Source organism: Streptomyces sp. NBC_01451 (assembly GCF_036227485.1).
GTDB lineage: Bacteria > Actinomycetota > Actinomycetes > Streptomycetales > Streptomycetaceae > Streptomyces.
This window is the reverse complement of record NZ_CP109479.1, coordinates 1,603,725-1,619,786: the sequence shown is the minus strand read 5'-3', so window position 1 is coordinate 1,619,786 and position 16,062 is coordinate 1,603,725. Positions and strand designations below refer to the sequence as shown.

Annotated in this window: 13 protein-coding genes and 1 pseudogene; 10 read left to right on the top strand and 4 right to left on the bottom strand. The window is 71.0% G+C overall.

Annotated elements, in window-relative coordinates; translation table 11 throughout:
- Nucleotides 1-12 precede the first annotated feature (12 nt).
- Both OG595_RS45320 and OG595_RS07025 read right to left on the bottom strand, forming a co-directional pair.
- Nucleotides 13-243 (bottom strand): annotated as a pseudogene (locus OG595_RS45320) (acyl esterase); the annotation flags it as partial.
- Nucleotides 244-1,005 (bottom strand): hypothetical protein, encoded by a 762-nt coding sequence (locus OG595_RS07025; protein WP_329269029.1) that lies wholly within the window; start codon nucleotides 1,003-1,005, stop codon nucleotides 244-246. It abuts the pseudogene before it with no gap.
- Between the two features lie 103 nt (nucleotides 1,006-1,108).
- Between OG595_RS07025 and ggt the strand changes: the two genes are divergently transcribed.
- Nucleotides 1,109-2,917: a gamma-glutamyltransferase gene (gene ggt / locus OG595_RS07020; protein ID WP_329269028.1), complete on the top strand. Its 1,809-nt coding sequence runs from the start codon at nucleotides 1,109-1,111 to the stop codon at nucleotides 2,915-2,917.
- A 1-nt stretch (nucleotide 2,918) separates the two neighbouring features.
- On the opposite strand, the gene OG595_RS07015 is transcribed toward ggt, so the two are convergent.
- Both OG595_RS07015 and map read right to left on the bottom strand, forming a co-directional pair.
- Complete coding sequence (locus OG595_RS07015; protein ID WP_329269026.1) at nucleotides 2,919-3,482, bottom strand: GNAT family N-acetyltransferase; 564 nt, start codon at nucleotides 3,480-3,482, stop codon at nucleotides 2,919-2,921.
- Nucleotides 3,483-3,493: 11 nt separating this feature from the next.
- Nucleotides 3,494-4,285: a type I methionyl aminopeptidase gene (gene map, locus OG595_RS07010; RefSeq protein ID WP_329269025.1), complete on the bottom strand. Its 792-nt coding sequence runs from the start codon at nucleotides 4,283-4,285 to the stop codon at nucleotides 3,494-3,496.
- Between the two features lie 32 nt (nucleotides 4,286-4,317).
- Between map and OG595_RS07005 the strand changes: the two genes are divergently transcribed.
- The 9 genes from OG595_RS07005 to OG595_RS06965 all read left to right on the top strand — a co-directional run bounded on the left by OG595_RS07005 (nucleotide 4,318) and on the right by OG595_RS06965 (nucleotide 16,058).
- Nucleotides 4,318-4,578 carry a helix-turn-helix domain-containing protein gene (locus OG595_RS07005; protein ID WP_327698601.1) on the top strand — a complete coding sequence of 87 codons (261 nt, stop codon included), beginning with the start codon at nucleotides 4,318-4,320 and terminating at the stop codon, nucleotides 4,576-4,578.
- Nucleotides 4,579-4,740: 162 nt separating this feature from the next.
- Nucleotides 4,741-6,741: a hypothetical protein gene (locus OG595_RS07000; RefSeq protein WP_329269022.1), complete on the top strand. Its 2,001-nt coding sequence runs from the start codon at nucleotides 4,741-4,743 to the stop codon at nucleotides 6,739-6,741.
- Between the two features lie 173 nt (nucleotides 6,742-6,914).
- Entirely contained in the window at nucleotides 6,915-7,757 is an 843-nt protein-coding gene (locus tag OG595_RS06995; protein WP_329269019.1) for a nitrilase-related carbon-nitrogen hydrolase, read from the top strand.
- Complete coding sequence (locus tag OG595_RS06990; RefSeq protein ID WP_329269016.1) at nucleotides 7,754-9,037, top strand: aspartate aminotransferase family protein; 1,284 nt, start codon at nucleotides 7,754-7,756, stop codon at nucleotides 9,035-9,037. The genes OG595_RS06995 and OG595_RS06990 overlap by 4 nt, the downstream gene beginning before the upstream one ends.
- Nucleotides 9,038-9,191: 154 nt before the next feature.
- Nucleotides 9,192-10,760: a PucR family transcriptional regulator gene (locus tag OG595_RS06985; protein ID WP_329269014.1), complete on the top strand. Its 1,569-nt coding sequence runs from the start codon at nucleotides 9,192-9,194 to the stop codon at nucleotides 10,758-10,760.
- A gap of 189 nt (nucleotides 10,761-10,949) precedes the next feature.
- Complete coding sequence (locus tag OG595_RS06980; protein ID WP_329269011.1) at nucleotides 10,950-11,792, top strand: nitrilase-related carbon-nitrogen hydrolase; 843 nt, start codon at nucleotides 10,950-10,952, stop codon at nucleotides 11,790-11,792.
- Between the two features lie 103 nt (nucleotides 11,793-11,895).
- Complete coding sequence (gene hydA / locus OG595_RS06975) at nucleotides 11,896-13,299, top strand: dihydropyrimidinase (RefSeq protein WP_329269008.1); 1,404 nt, start codon at nucleotides 11,896-11,898, stop codon at nucleotides 13,297-13,299.
- Nucleotides 13,300-13,315: 16 nt separating this feature from the next.
- Nucleotides 13,316-14,335 carry a TIGR03842 family LLM class F420-dependent oxidoreductase gene (locus tag OG595_RS06970; RefSeq protein ID WP_329269005.1) on the top strand — a complete coding sequence of 340 codons (1,020 nt, stop codon included), beginning with the start codon at nucleotides 13,316-13,318 and terminating at the stop codon, nucleotides 14,333-14,335.
- A gap of 166 nt (nucleotides 14,336-14,501) precedes the next feature.
- Nucleotides 14,502-16,058 (top strand): NCS1 family nucleobase:cation symporter-1, encoded by a 1,557-nt coding sequence (locus OG595_RS06965; RefSeq protein WP_329269002.1) that lies wholly within the window; start codon nucleotides 14,502-14,504, stop codon nucleotides 16,056-16,058.
- The last annotated feature ends 4 nt before the right edge of the window (nucleotides 16,059-16,062 follow it).

Genomic DNA, 16,062 nt, shown 5'->3' with positions numbered 1-16,062 from the left:
GGCAGCCGGAGATCACTGCTCGCGCAGGGGTACCGACACCCATGAGGGGTCGTGCTCCGGCGGGCGGAAGGTCAGCTGCGCCGGTCGGGTTGTGCTCGACGCAGACGGGTCGACCTGGCCGGCCGGCCTGCCGAGGCCGAGCGGGCCCACGTCGCGGAGGTACGCGACGGGGGTGCCGCTCTCCTTGTTTCCGGTGACCGGACCGTCCGCCGTGTGCGACGTGACCGTTCCCCGGACGCGCCGCTAGGAGGCGCGGTGGGAGTTGGACGGAGCAACGGCCGGAACCGGTATGGGGGTTCGCGCGGCCCGGGTGACGTCCGAGACCACCTCGACGACATCGGGTCCGTACGCCTGCGAGTTGACGACCTTCAGGAGCAGGGCGAAGGAGTTGTTGCCGTACTTGCGGGCCAGCCGTTCGTGGTTGCGGGCCAGATAGCGGGTCGCCGCCTGGTTGGTGATCGCGCGCTGGCCGCAGAAGAGGAAGACCGGCCGGGCCTCGCCGCTCTGGCCGGCGGTGAGCCGCGCGAGGATCACGTACTCGCTCCGGCCGCCCTCCAGCCGGTAGCGCTCCGTACCGATCTGGAAGGCGCCGCGGTCCGGGCCGGGTTCGGCGTCGACGTTGACGCGGACGCCGGGGAGCAGGGAGTGCAGATGCGCCAGCATGCGGCGGTTGGAGGAAGGGCCGCCCACACAGAACTCGGTCCGTTCGCCGAACCCCTGCTGTGCCGCGTCGTGGGCGACGACCTGGGCGTGGGCGTTGCAGTCCTTGATGAGCGCGGCGAGTTCCAGGAGCGCGAACACGTCGTGCCGCATCACCGTCAACTCGGGGCCACCGGCCTCCCGGTTCACCACGAGCAGCGACTCGGAGTTGTCCGGGAGCCCGAAGAAGGCCTGCTTACGGCGGAGTTTGCGCTTCCACAGATAGGTGCGGGCCAGCCAGCCGAGGGCTGCGCTGATACCGGCCGCGACCACACCGAGGACGATATTGCGCACATCGTCAGTCATGGGCGCGCATGGTATCGGTCAACCGCAACGGTGTTCGAGAGGCCCTTACGGGACCGCTGGGATGAAGTTACGCTGCGCGGACGGTCGTTGACTGGAGGTATTGATGCGTCGCCCTGTCGCGCGGAGTCTGGCGGTCCTGGCGGTATCGGCAACGGTGGTCTCGGTGGGGGCGGCAGCGCCACCTTCCGGCGCCGCACCGGCGGACCCGGTGCCGCCGAAGGTCCCGGTCGCCGTCGGATACGGCGGTGCCGTGGCGAGCGTGGACGCGGACGCCTCGGCCGCCGGGATCGAGATCCTGCGCAAGGGCGGCAACGCGGTGGACGCCGCCGTCGCCACGGCCGCCGCGCTCGGCGTCACGGAGCCCTACTCCAACGGCATCGGCGGAGGCGGCTACTTCGTCTACTACGACGCCAAGTCCCGTACGGTACGGACGATCGACGGCCGCGAGACGGCACCCCTGACGGCCGACTCGGGCCTGTTCCTGGAGAACGGGCAGCCGATCGCCTTCGCCGACGCCGTCACCAGCGGCCTGGGCGTCGGTACGCCGGGCACACCGGCGACCTGGCAGGCGGCGCTGGACAGCTGGGGCACCAAGGGTCTCGGGACGCTGCTGAAGCCGGCGGAGCGGCTCGCGCGCGACGGCTTCACCGTGGACGACACGTTCCGCGCGCAGACCGCGCTGAACGAGACACGGTTCAGGAACTTCCCGGACACGGCGAAGCTGTTCCTGCCGGGCGGTGCGCTGCCGGTGGTCGGGTCGACCTTCAAGAACCCCGATCTGGCCCGTACGTACGAGGAGTTGGCCCGCAAGGGCGTCGCCACCCTGTACCGGGGGAAGCTGGCGAAGGAGATCGTCGACACGGTCAACGAGCCGCCGGTGGACCCGGCTTCGGGCTACAACGCGCGTCCCGGCGAGCTGTCGCTGAAGGACCTCGCGGCCTACCGGGCGAAGCGGCAGGCGCCCTCGAAGACGTCGTACCGCGGCCTGGGCGTCTACTCCATGGCACCCTCCTCGTCGGGCGGTACGACGGTCGGCGAGGCCCTCAACATCCTTGAGAGGACGGACCTTTCGAAGGCGAGCGACGTCCAGTTCCTGCACCGCTACATCGAGGCCGGCCGGATCGCCTTCGCGGACCGGGGGCGCTGGGTGGGCGACCCGGCCTTCGAGGACGTACCGACGAAGGAGCTGCTGTCGCAGTCGTACGCCGACTCGCGGGGGTGCCTCATCAAGGACGACGCGGTGCTGACCAGTCCGGTCGCGCCCGGCGACCCGCGCAACCCGGCTGCCTGCAACAGCGGCGGCATCGCGGCGCCGACGACGTACGAGGGTGAGAACACGACGCATCTGACGGTGGCCGACAAGTGGGGCAACGTCGTGTCCTACACGCTGACCATCGAGCAGACCGGCGGCAGCGGCATCACGGTCCCGGGCCGCGGTTTCCTCCTGAACAACGAGCTGACGGACTTCTCCTTCGCGCCGGCCAGCCCGGCCGTCCACGACCCGAACCTGCCGGGCCCGGGCAAGCGACCGCGCTCGTCGATGTCCCCGACGATCGTCCTGGACGCCCACGGCAAGCCGGTGGTCGCTCTTGGCTCACCCGGCGGCGCCAGCATCATCACGACCGTTCTGCAGACCCTGACGGGCTTCCTCGACCGGGGGCTCCCGTTGGTCGACGCGATCGCGGCGCCGCGCGCGAGCCAGCGCAACCAGACGACCACCGAGCTCGAACCGGGCCTGTGGAACAGCGGGTTGAAGACCAAACTGGAGGCGATCGGCCACGGCTTCCGGCTGAACGCGGAGATCGGCGCGGCCACCGGCGTGCAGCGACTGCCGGACGGCAAGTGGCTGGCGGCGGCCGAGACGGTACGGCGGGGCGGCGGCTCGGCGATGGTGGTGCGGCCCGCGTCATGAGTCACCCGGGGGCGGGCGGCGGCAGGGCGTCCGAGGCCGGCCGCCCGTCCCCGTAGCGACTGACGGCCGCCGCGGGCCAGGTGTACTCGATCTCCGCCAGGGTGAAGCCCGCGGCCGTCCGGAGAGGCCGTTCGGCGGTGCGCAGGCCGCCCGCGCGCTCGTAGAACGAGATCGCGCGGGCGTTGCCGCGCAGCACTTCCAGGTAGACGTCCTGGCCCGGGTGCCGACGGGCCGCCCAGGCGAAGCCGTGCCGCAGCAGGGCGCGGCCGACGCCGGTGCCGACGTGGCCCGGCCGGGCGTGCAGGTTGTCCACGTGGACCCGGCCGTCCGGGGCCGTGTCCAGATGGATGAAGCCGCGCAGTTCGCCGTCCTGCTCGGCGAGCAGCAGACACCGGTCGGCGGACAGTACCGACGCGCGGGTCCGCCACTTCGCGCGGTGCTCCGCCGCCAGCGGGCCGTCCAGATACGCGGCGGGCATCAGCGCGCGGTACGCGCTGCGCCAACTCGCCGTGTGCAGGGCCGCGATGCTCTCCGCGTCGGCGGAGGTGCCGTTCCTGACGCGCATGCGGCCGTAGACTACTCCCGGCTCGTGTGCGCCTCCAGCCGGGCCGTGAGCACCCGCGGACCCGACTTCGTGATCGCCACCGTGTGTTCCGCGTGGGCCGCGCGGGAACCGTCGTTCGTGCGGAGGGTCCAGCCGTCCGGGGCCTCGTGGTAGCCGTCCTTGCCGGAGCCGATCAGCATCGGCTCGATCGCCAGGACCAGGCCGTGGCGCAACGGCATCCCCCGGCCCGGGCGGCCCTCGTTGGGGACCGGGGGGTCCTCGTGCATACGGCGGCCGATGCCGTGGCCGCCGAAGCCCTCCGGGATGCCGTAGCCCGCCGTGCGGCACACCTCGCCGATCGCGTGCGCGATGTCGCCGACACGGTTGCCGACGACCGCCGCCGCGATGCCCGCGGCGAGGGCCCGCTCGGCGGTCTCGACGAGCCGTACGTCGGCCGGGCGGGGTTCGCCCACGATGAAGCTGATCGCCGAGTCGCCCGCCCAGCCGCCGAGTTCGGCGCCGAAGTCGATGGAGACGAGGTCGCCGTCGCGCAGCCGGTAGCCGTCCGGGATGCCATGCACGATCGCGTCGTTCACCGACGCGCAGATCACCGCCGGGAACGGGGTGGGCGCGAAGGAGGGGCGGTAGCCGAGGAAGGGGGAGGTCGCCCCGGCCGCCCGCAGCACGTCGTGCGCCACCTCGTCCAGCTCCAGCAGGGAAACACCCACGTCAGCGGCTTCCCGAACCGCGGTCAGCGCTCTGCCGACCACCTGGCCCGCTTCGTACATGGCGGCGATCGCCGCATCTGTCTTGAGTTCCACCATGCCAATTACTATACCGGTATTAGAATGGGGGCATGGTACGCACTCCTCTCACCCCCGAAGAGCGTGAACGCGGCGAACGGCTCGGCCGGCTGCTGCGTGAGGCGCGTGGTGGCCGCAGCATGGCGGAGATCGCGGCCCGCGCCGGCATCTCCGCCGAGACCCTCCGTAAGATCGAGACCGGCCGTGCGCCGACCCCGGCCTTCTTCACGGTCGCGGCGCTGGCGCGGGTGCTCGGGCTGTCCATGGACGAACTGGTCGGGCGGTGCGAGCCCCTGGCCCCGGTCGCGGCGTGAGCCTCGGGGGGCGGTTCCGGCCAAAGTGTCAGTGGTGCACGTCACGTTCCGCTGGGCGCGCGGTACTCTGCGTCCGGTCCGAAAACCCCTCGTAGCTCATCCGTAACACGGTTGGTGTTTTCTACGGGGCGGAGAACTCCGGTCGGGCATGGGGTGGACGTCATGGCGGTGGAACAGCTCCCGGGGCAGGTGCGGGAGTTCGCGCGGTATCTGAACGGCCTGTTGGCCCGCCTCGACCAGGGCGCGGGCTGGTGCGGCGTGTTCTGGGAGCGTGACCCCGACGGTATGCGTGCCTGCCTGGAGGGGTACGAAGTGCCGCCCTGGGACGTCGTGGAGGCGCTGCTCCAGGATCTCGCCGCCGAGTACGGAACGGGCGCCGTCACCCCGGAGGCCGAGCGGGCGCGTGCCCTGCACCAGGCGTCGCTCGCCGAGTTCGACTCCCGCCCCGGTGCCCGTGACACCCTCGGCGACCGGCTCGACGTGATGCTCCGGGAACAGAGGTACGCCGCCGAACGGCTCGCCGAGCTGGGGCGGTCGCTCGGCTCCGCCACCACCCACGAGGAGGCCGAGGAGCTGCGTCTCGACCTCGCCTGGGCCCACGACGACCGTGAACGCGCCTCCGCCCGCTGTGCCGAACTCCGTTACCGCCTGGACCAGTTGGCCCGCCGGACGGTGAGCCGGGCGCCCTACCGGGGCCGTGACGGCGACGACGAGGCGGACGTGTTCGCCGGCCGCGTACACCACCACAACGCCCCGCACCGTGCCGACGCGCCAGACGGCGACCCCCTGACCCTGCCCAGGCAACGCACCGACCCCGACGGCACGGCCGTCTGGCACGACGACGAGCGCGGCACTCACGGACAGCGTGCGGACGGCCGTGCGACCGCCGGCTACGAGAACGGTCCCGCCTCCCCGGGACAGGCCCCGGACGCCCCCGCCCCGGCCCGCCACGGGGACGACCGGGACGCGGACCGTCAGGGCCCCGGCGACCGGACGGCCGCCTGGCGCGAGGGCACCGGCCGCACGGACGACCACGACGGCGCCGGCCCCACCCGCTACGGAGACGATCGCGCCCCCGGCCGTCAGGGTTCCGGCGACGATGCGGGTGCCTGGAACGCGGACAGCCGCAGTTCCGGCCGCACGGACGAGGGCGGCGCCCGCCCGGCCGCCCACGGGGCCGACCGAGGCGCGGACCGGCAGGGTTCCGGCGACCGGACGGCCGCCTGGCGCGACGGCATCGGCCGCTCCTCCGGCCGCACGGACGACGGCGACGGCGCCCACCCGGCCGACGCTCCCGGCACCCTGGAGCCTTCGGCCGAGCGCACGGCCCCGCAGCTCCCCGCCGACTGGTACGAGCCCTCGGCCCCCGACCCCGACCCCGAGCCCGCCCCCGCCCGCGCAGAGCCCCGCCCCGCGGGCAAGCAGCGCTCCAAGCGCCGTGCCCGTGGCAGTGCCCGGTTCGCCGGGATGATGGACGACGCGGACACCGGCGCCACACCCGTCGTCTCCGCCGCACCCGCACCGGCCGCACCCGCGCCCGCCGCCCCCAGCCGCCGTACCCCGCGCGGCGCGCGGTTCGCCGGAGCCCCCGCTGCCGCCAAGCCCGTGGCGCCCGTGCGGGAGGCGCTGGACGACGACGCCCGGCACGACACCATCGACGCCGTCCGCAACCTCGTACGACTGCGCGGCGAGGGACGCAGCGGTGAGGCGCACGCGCTGCTCGTCGAGGCCTCCCAATGGCCCGCCGTCCGCTTCCCGCTGCTCGCCGCCGAGCTGAACCGCGCGGGGCTCGGCGCCGACTGGGCCACCCTGCTGTGGGAGGCCGCCTCCCTGCCGGCCGACCAGCTGGTCGCCGCCGCCGACGCGCTGGTCGCGGCGGGGCGGGGACTCGACGGCCAGCAGATCCTGCGGCAGGGCATCGTGCGGCCGGCCCACGAGGTGGGCGAGGCCGTGCTCCGGCTCGCCGAGGAGGGCCGGCAGCGTGAGGTGCGGGCCCTGCTCGACGCGTACGTCCGGGTCCGTACCCCCGAGGAGGCCGCCCGCAGTGTCGCCGCCGACCCCCAGCGCCTCGTCCCGCTGCTCCTGGAGGCGGCCCGGGGCGCCTCCGAGGACCGGTACTGGGATCTGGTGCACGCCCTCCGGGTCGCCGGCCACAGTGCCTGACCGGGCTGACCCGGCTGCCCGTGAATCGCCCACCGGGGTGTGAAACGTGATCGACTCCGCGGGTTAACGGCGATGGTCTTGGCAAGGCTCTTCCGGAGGCTTACTTTCAAGCCCCTACGACCTCTGTCTACGGGCGTAGAGGCTCTCTGACGTCCAGCCGGAAGGAACAGGTCATGGCCAACGTCGTACGTGCCGCTCTGGTTCAGGCCACCTGGACAGGTGACACCGAGTCCATGGTCGCCAAACATGTGGAGCACGCCCGTGAGGCCGCCCGGCAGGGTGCCAAGGTCATCGGATTCCAGGAAGTCTTCAACGCCCCCTACTTCTGTCAGGTCCAGGAGCCCGAGCACTACGGCTGGGCCGAGCCCGTGCCCGACGGGCCGACGGTGGTCCGTATGCAGGAGCTGGCGCGCGAGACCGGCATGGTGATCGTCGTCCCGGTCTTCGAGGTCGAGCAGTCCGGGTTCTACTACAACACCGCGGCCGTGATCGACGCCGACGGCACCTACCTCGGCAAGTACCGCAAGCACCACATTCCGCAGGTCAAGGGGTTCTGGGAGAAGTACTACTTCAAGCCCGGAAACATGGGGTGGCCCGTCTTCGAGACGGCCGTCGGGAAGATCGGCGTGTACATCTGCTACGACCGGCACTTCCCGGAGGGCTGGCGCCAGCTGGGCCTGAACGGCGCGCAGCTCGTCTACAACCCGTCCGCCACCTCGCGCGGCCTGTCCGCCTACCTGTGGCAGCTGGAGCAGCCGGCGGCGGCCGTCGCCAACGAGTACTTCATCGCCGCCATCAACCGGGTCGGCCAGGAGGAGTACGGGGACAACGACTTCTACGGGACGTCGTACTTCGTGAACCCGCGCGGCCAGTTCGTCGGCGAGGTCGCGAGCGACAAGGACGAGGAACTCGTCGTGCGGGATCTTGATTTCGATCTCATCGAGGAAGTCCGGCAGCAGTGGGCCTTCTACCGGGACCGGCGGCCGGACGCGTACGAAGGGCTGGTGCAGCCGTGAGCGATCTGTACGGGCGTCACAAGGCGGTCCTGCCGGACTGGCTCGCCCTCTACTACGAGGACCCGCTCGAAATCACGCACGGCGAGGGCCGGTACGTGTGGGACGCGGCCGGAAAGCGGTACCTCGACTTCTTCGGCGGCATCCTCACCACGATGACCGCGCACGCGCTGCCCGAGGTCACCAAGGCGGTGAGTGAACAGGCCGGGCGGATCATCCACTCGTCCACGCTCTACCTCAACCGGCCGATGGTCGAACTCGCCGAGCGCATCGCCGAGTTGTCCGGCATCCCGGACGCACGCGTCTTCTTCACCACCTCCGGGACGGAGGCCAACGACACGGCTCTCCTCCTCGCCACCTCCTACCGGCGCAGCAACCAGATCCTGGCCATGCGCAACAGCTACCACGGCCGCTCCTTCAGCACGGTCGGCATCACCGGCAACAAGGGCTGGTCCCCGACCTCCCTGTCCCCGCTCCAGACCCTGTACGTCCACGGTGGCGTCCGCACCCGCGGGCCGTACGCCGAGCTGAGCGACGACGAGTTCATCGCCGCCTGTGTCGCCGACCTGGAGGACCTGCTCGGGCACGTCCGGCCGCCCGCGGCCCTGATCGCGGAGCCCATCCAGGGCGTCGGCGGCTTCACCTCGCCGCCCGACGGGCTCTACGCGGCCTTCCGCCGGGTGCTCCAGGAACGCGGCATCCTGTGGATCGCCGACGAGGTGCAGACCGGCTGGGGCCGCACCGGCGAGCACTTCTGGGGCTGGCAGGCACACGCGGAGAACGGTCCGCCGGACATCATCACCTTCGCCAAGGGCATCGGCAACGGCATGTCCATCGGCGGGGTCGTGGCCCGCGCCGAGATCATGAACTGCCTCGACTCCAACTCCATCTCCACCTTCGGCGGCACCCAGATCACCATGGCGGCCGGCCTCGCCAACCTCACCTACCTCCTGGAACACGACCTCCAGGGCAACGCCCGGCGCGTCGGCGGCCTGCTCATCGAACGGCTCCGGGCCGTCGCCGCGCAGCTTCCGGGCGTACGGGAGGTCCGTGGCCGCGGACTGATGATCGGCGTCGAGCTGGTGAAGCCGGGCACCGACACGGCTGATCCGGAGACCGCCGCCGCCGTGCTCGAAGCGGCCAGGGAGGAGGGGCTGCTCCTCGGCAAGGGCGGCGGCCACAACACCAGCGCGCTGCGCGTCGCACCGCCGCTGTCCCTCACCGTCGCGGAGGCCGAGGAGGGCGCCGCGATCCTCGAACGTGCTCTGAGGAGCACCCAGTAGCAGAACCTGAGTAAGGGCGGGTGAGCCGAAGGGGCGCGCCTGTGTCGAGAGTTGGAGCGCGCGGAGGCCCGAAGGGTCGAGCACGGTCGGGCTCTCGACACAGGCCGGAGCGCCCCGGAGGCGAACCGAGCCACAGAAAAAGGGGTAGACGGCCATGCTCACGACCACCACCTTGGAACCCGCCCTGTCGGTCCGCCAGGTCCTCGGCCTGGAACGGGTGCTCGCCGGGGAGCCCGAGGTGGTGGCCGGCGCCGGCCAGCTCGACCGGGCCGTGCGCTGGGTGCACGTCGCCGAGGCCGCCGATGTCGGCGTGATGCTCAGCGGCGGCGAGATGATCCTCACGACCGGGGTACTGCTCGCGGGGGACGAGGAGGCCCAGGCCGAGTACATCCGCTCGCTGCACCGGGCGGAGGCCGCCGCCGTCGTGCTCGGGCTCGGGCGTGCCTTTCCGGCGCCCCCGGACGTCATGCGGCGAGCGGCCGAGCGGTGCGGGCTGCCCATGGTGGTGCTCCACCGGCCTTTCCCCTTCGCGGAGTTGACGGAGGAGGTCCAGTCCCGGCTGGTCCGGCGGAAGTTCGCCGCCGTGAGCCTGTCCGAAGCCGTACGGACCGCTCTCACCGGGCTCATCACCTCCGGCGCCCCGCTGCAGAGCCTCCTCGACGAGGTCGCCTCGCACAGCGCCTGTCCCGTCGTCGTCACCAACCTCGCCCACCGGGTCCTCGCCACGGCGGGGGAGCGGTCGGCCGTCGACGACGTGCTGCGGGACTGGGAGCGCATCTCCCGGCAGGCCGGCGGCAGCGGGGGAGACGGGTGGATCCGGGCCGAGCTGGGCGGGCGCGGGGAACGCTGGGGGCGGATCGTGCTGTGCGGGTACCGCGGTGACGCCGCCACCGGACGGCTCCTCGCCGACCGGGGCGCCGAGGCACTCGTCCTGCACCGCATGCTCGGGGGCTCCGTGCACACCTGGGAGGAGCAGTCCGCGCAGAGCCTGCTGACGGACCTGGTGAGCGGAGTCGTACCGGCCCGGCAGCTGCTTCCGCGCGCGCGGGCCGCCGGGCTGCCCGTCAACCGGCGGACCTTCGTGCCGCTCGTCGTACGGGACGGCGACCCCGCCGAACTCGACCGCGTACTGAGGCTGTTGGGGCTGCCGGGGCTGGTCGCCGAGCTGGCCGACGACGCCACCGCCGTGCTGCTGAGCCTCGCCCGGGACCAGGACGCCAAGGCGCTGGCCGCGCACTTCGCGCTCCGGCTGCGCACCGAGACCGGCGGGGGCCGGACCGTGGTGGCCGCCGCCGAGGCACTCGCCAACTGGGACGACGTACCCACCGGACTGCGCGAGGCACTGCATGTCGCCGCCGCCGTCGCGGACACCCCGGCGGGGCAGGACCTGCCCGTGCTGGTGCACCTGAGGGACGTACGGCTGCGCGGGCTCGTCCGGCTGCTGCGGGACGATCCGCACGTCCAGGCGTTCGCGGAGCGGGAGCTGGACGGGCTGCTGTGCGGGGCCGGGGGCGAGTCCGAACTGCTGCCCGTGCTGCGGACCTATCTCGCCACCGGGCGCAACAAGTCACGTACCGCGCAACTGCATCACGTATCGCGGCCCGCGCTCTACCGGCGGCTGGAGGCGATAGAGGCGCGGCTCGGGCTCGATCTCGACGACTTCGAGCAGGCCGCCTCCGTGCATATCGCGCTCCTCGCGCACGACGCCCAGCAAGGCCGATGACCGCTCGCTCCAGCGCTCCGTCTTACCGCTCCGAAACATCAGAGGACCAGGGAAAACAGTGGTGAAACATGGGCCGACGGCAGGGTGACACCGTGGAACGCCGGGCGTCCGCAGGCGTGACACCGTGCAACTCAAACCCGATCTCCAGGCTTCCTAGGCTCGGCGTACACCGAGTGACCGGAGGTCCCGATGAGCAGGGTGATTCGCGCCGCCATTTTCCAGACTGCCTGGACGGGCGACAAGGAGTCGATGATCCAGGTCCACGAGCAGGCGGTCCGCGACGCCGCGGCGCAGGGTGCTCAAGTCATGTGCTTCCAGGAGCTGTTCTACGGCCCCTACTTCTGCCAGGTCCAGGACAAGGCGTTCTACGAGTACGCCGAGCAGATCCCGGACGGCCCGATCGTCAAGCGCTTCCAGGCGCTCGCCAGGGAACTGGGCATCGTCCTCGTCCTGCCGATGTACGAGGAGGAGCAGCCCGGCGTCCTCTACAACACGGCCGCCGTGATCGACGCCGACGGCTCGTACCTCGGCAAGTACCGCAAGCACCACATCCCGCAGGTCGCCGGGTTCTGGGAGAAGTTCTACTTCCGCCCGGGCAACGCCGGCTGGCCGGTCTTCGACACGGCCGTGGGCAGGATCGGCGTCTACATCTGCTACGACCGGCACTTCCCGGAGGGCTGGCGTGCGCTGGGCCTCGAAGGCGCCGAGATCGTCTTCAACCCGTCGGCCACCTCGCGCGGCCTGTCCGCCTACCTGTGGCAGCTGGAGCAGCCGGCGGCGGCCGTCGCCAACGAGTACTTCGTCGGCGCGATCAACCGGGTCGGTGTCGAGGAACTGGGCGACAACGACTTCTACGGGACCTCGTACTTCGTGGACCCGGAGGCACAGTTCGTCGGCGAGGTGGCGAGCGACAAGGAGACCGAACTCGTCGTCCGCGACCTGGACCTGGCCAAGCTGCGCGAGGTCCGCGACCGCTGGCAGTTCTTCCGCGACCGCCGCCCCGACGCGTACGGCCCCTTGACCGCACCGTAACCAGTAGACGCCGGGTTCCCGCGCCCACCCAGGGGCGCGGGAAACTGCGCGACCAGCCACACACGACCCGCACTCTTCACACAACCAGCGGAGTTGTCATCCCATGAGCAGCCGTACCGTCATCCGCGGCGGACTAGTCATCACCGCGTCCGACGAGATCCATGCCGACGTCCTCATCGAAGACGGCCGCATCGCCGCCCTCGCCACCAGCGGAAGCGCCACCGCCCAGGCCTGGACGGCCGAGCGGACCATGGACGCCACCGGGAAGTACGTCATCCCCGGCGGCGTCGACGCGCACACCCACATGGAACTGCCGTTCGGCGGTACGGCCGCCTCGGACACCTTCGAGACCGGCACCCGGGCCGCCGCCTGGGGCGGCACGACCACGATCATCGACTTCGCCGTGCAGAGCGTCGGCCAGTCGCTGCGCGACGGACTCGACACCTGGAACGCCAAGGCCGACGGCAACTGCGCCATCGACTACGCCTTCCACATGATCGTCTCCGACGTGAACCAGGACACGCTCAAGGAGATGGACCTGCTGGTCGAGGAGGGCGTCACCTCCTTCAAGCAGTTCATGGCCTACCCGGGCGTCTTCTACAGCGACGACGGCCAGATCCTGCGCGCCATGCAGCGCTCCGCCGAGAACGGCGGGCTGATCATGATGCACGCCGAGAACGGCATCGCCATCGACGTGCTGGTTGAGCAGGCGCTGGCCCGGGGCGAGACCGACCCCCGCTACCACGGCGAGGTCCGCAAGGCCCTCCTCGAAGCGGAGGCCACGCACCGCGCCATCAAGCTCGCGCAGGTCGCGGGCGCACCCCTGTACGTCGTCCACGTCTCGGCGCAGGAGGCAGTCGCCGAGCTGGCACGGGCGCGCGACGAGGGGCTCAACGTCTTCGGCGAGACCTGCCCGCAGTACCTGTTCCTGTCGACCGACAACCTCGCCGAACCGGACTTCGAGGGCGCCAAGTACGTGTGCTCGACGCCGCTCCGGCCCAAGGACCACCAGGCCGCGCTGTGGCGGGGCCTCAGGACCAACGACCTCCAGGTCGTCTCCACGGACCACTGCCCCTTCTGCTTCGAGGGCCAGAAGGAACTGGGCCGCGGCGACTTCTCGAAGATCCCCAACGGGCTCCCGGGCGTCGAGAACCGTATGGACCTCCTCCACCAGGCCGTCGTCGACGGGCACATCAGCCGCCGCCGCTGGATCGAGATCGCCTGCGCCACCCCGGCCCGCATGTTCGGCCTCTACCCGAAGAAGGGCACCATCGCCCCGGGCGCCGACGCCGACATCGTCATCTACGACCCGGCCGCCGAGCAGACCGTCTCCGCCGCGACCCACCACATGAACGTCGACTACTCGGCGTACGAGGGCAAGCGGCTCACCGGCCGCGTCGAGACCGTCCTCTCGCGCGGCGAACTCGTCATCACCGAGCGGGAGTTCACCGGACGCGCGGGTCACGGCGTCTACACCCCCCGCTCCACCTGTCAGTACCTGATCTGAACTAGGAGCAGCGCTCATGGACTTCGGCCTCGTCCTGCAGACCGACCCGCCGGCCTCGCGTGTCATCGAGCTGATGCAGCGCGCCGAGGGCAACGGCTTCACGTACGGCTGGACCTTCGACTCCGCCGTGCTGTGGCAGGAACCGTTCGTGATCTACAGTCAGATCCTGTCCAGCACCGAGAAGTTGACGGTCGGCCCCATGGTCACCAACCCGGGCACCCGCACCTGGGAGGTCACCGCCTCCACCTTCGCGACCCTCAACGACATGTTCGGCAACCGCACGGTGTGCGGCATCGGCCGCGGCGACTCCGCGATGCGTGTCGCCGGCCGTACGCCCAACACGCTGGCCCGGATCAGCGGCGCGATGAAGGTCATCCGCTCGCTCGGCCGGGGCGACGAGGCCGACCTCGGCGGTACGGTCGTCAAGTTCCCGTGGGTACGGCCGGGCGCCGAACTCCCCGTCTGGATGGCCGCGTACGGCCCCAAGGCCCTCAAGATGACCGGCGAGGAGGCCGACGGGTTCATCCTCCAGCTCGCCGACCTCTATCTCACCGAGTACATGGTCAAGACGGTCAAGGACGCGGCCATCGCCGCCGGACGCGACCCGTCCGAGGTGAAGATCTGCGTCGCCGCCCCCGCGTACATCACCGAGGACGACTCGCCCGAGGCGCTCGCGCACGCCCGCGAGCAGTGCCGCTGGTTCGGCGGGATGGTCGGCAACCACGTCGCCGACCTGGTGTCGAAGTACGGCGCACACTCCGCCGCCGTACCCGAGGAACTCACCGACTACATCAAGGCCCGCGAGGGCTACGACTACTCCCACCACGGACGGGCCGACAACCCCGACACCCAGTTCGTGCCCGACGAGATCGTCGACCGGTTCTGCGTCATCGGCACCCCCGAGATGCACATCGAGAAGCTCAACAAGCTGCGTGAGCTGGGCGTCGACCAGTTCGCCGTCTACGACATGCACGACGCGCAGGAAGCCGTCATCGACGCCTACGGGTCGACGGTGATCCCGGCCGTCAACGCCTGACGTACACCGGCTGCCGTGTTACGACCCGCACGTCCCCGATATCTCCCTCTCCCCGGCGTTCAGGTTGCCGGGGAGGGGGTCAGGACTCCTCCGGGAGTCCTGTGCGCATCCCCCAACGCGCCACCCGCACGGCCTTTCCCGACCCATCTCATTGATTGGCCTGCCCATGACCGACACCGCTCCCACGGCCATACCGCCGTCCTCCCAACTCACCCTCCCCGACGGCCGGGTGGAGATCTCCCCCGACGCGCCCGTTCCCAGCGGGCCGTACGCCAACGAGGACCTGCTGCCGGTTCCGGTCGAGAAGCGCACCTGGAACACGTACAACTTCTCGGCCCTCTGGGTGGGCATGGCCCACAACACGGCCTCCTGGACCCTCGCTTCGGGTCTGATCGCCGTGGGCATGGACTGGAAGCAGGCCGTGCTCACGATCGCCCTGGCGAACGTGATCGTGCTCATCCCGATGCTGCTCACCGGGCACGCCGGGCCCAAGTACGGCATCCCCTTCCCCGTCTTCGCGCGTGCCTCCTTCGGTATCCGGGGCGCCAACCTCCCCGCCGTCGTACGGGCGTTGGTGGCGTGCGGCTGGTTCGGGATCCAGACCTGGATCGGTGGCGAGGCGATCTACTTCCTCGCCGGCAAGCTCATCGGCAACGGCTGGAGCGACGCGGGGAAGATCGGCGGCTACGCCTGGACGATGTGGCTGTCCTTCGCCATCTTCTGGGCGATCCAGGTCGCGATCATCTACCGGGGGATGGAGACGATCCGCCGGTTCGAGAACTGGGCCGCGCCCTTCGTGCTCCTCGGCGCGGGCGTGATGCTGTGGTGGATGGCCGACAAGGCCGGCGGCTTCGGTCCGCTGCTCGACCAGCCCTCCAAGCTGGGCTACGGCCCGGACTTCTGGAAGATCTTCGCGCCCGCCCTCATGGGCATGATCGGCTTCTGGTCCACGCTGTCGCTGAACATCCCGGACTTCACCCGGTACGGGAAGAGCCAGAAGGCCCAGACGTGGGGGCAGGCGCTCGGTCTGCCGACCACGATGACGCTCTTCGCGTTCCTGTCCGTCATGGTCACCTCGGGTTCGCAGGCCGTGTACGGCGAGGCGATCTGGGACCCGGTACAGCTCGCCGCCAAGACCGACAACGTCTTCGGTCTGCTGTTCGCCCTGGTCACCGTGCTGGTGGCGACCCTGTCCGTGAACGTCGCGGCCAACCTGGTCTCCCCGGCCTTCGACTTCTCCAACATCGCCCCGCGCAGGATCAGCTTCCGGACGGGCGCGCTCGCCACCTGTGTCCTCGGCGTGCTGATCTTCCCGTGGAAGCTGTACTCCGACCCGCAGGGCTACATCTTCACCTGGCTCGGCCTGGTCGGCGGTCTGCTCGGCACGGTCGCGGGCATCCTGATCGCCGACTACTGGATCCTGCGCCGCGGCAAGCTCGACCTCGCCGACCTGTACCGGGCGGGCGGACGCTACTGGTACGACAACGGCTGGAACTGGCGGGCGGTCGTCGCCCTCCTGGTCGGCGGCGTACTGGCCGTCGGCGGCGCCAACTTCGCGCCGCTGATCGACGGGCGGCCCATCCCGGCACTGTCCTCGCTGGCGGACTACGGCTGGGCCGTGGGCCTGGGCACCTCGATGGTGCTCTACCTGGCGCTGATGCTGGCGACCGGCAAGGGGAGTGACGAGGCGCGGGAACAGGAGCAGGAGACGACCACGGTCTGACCCT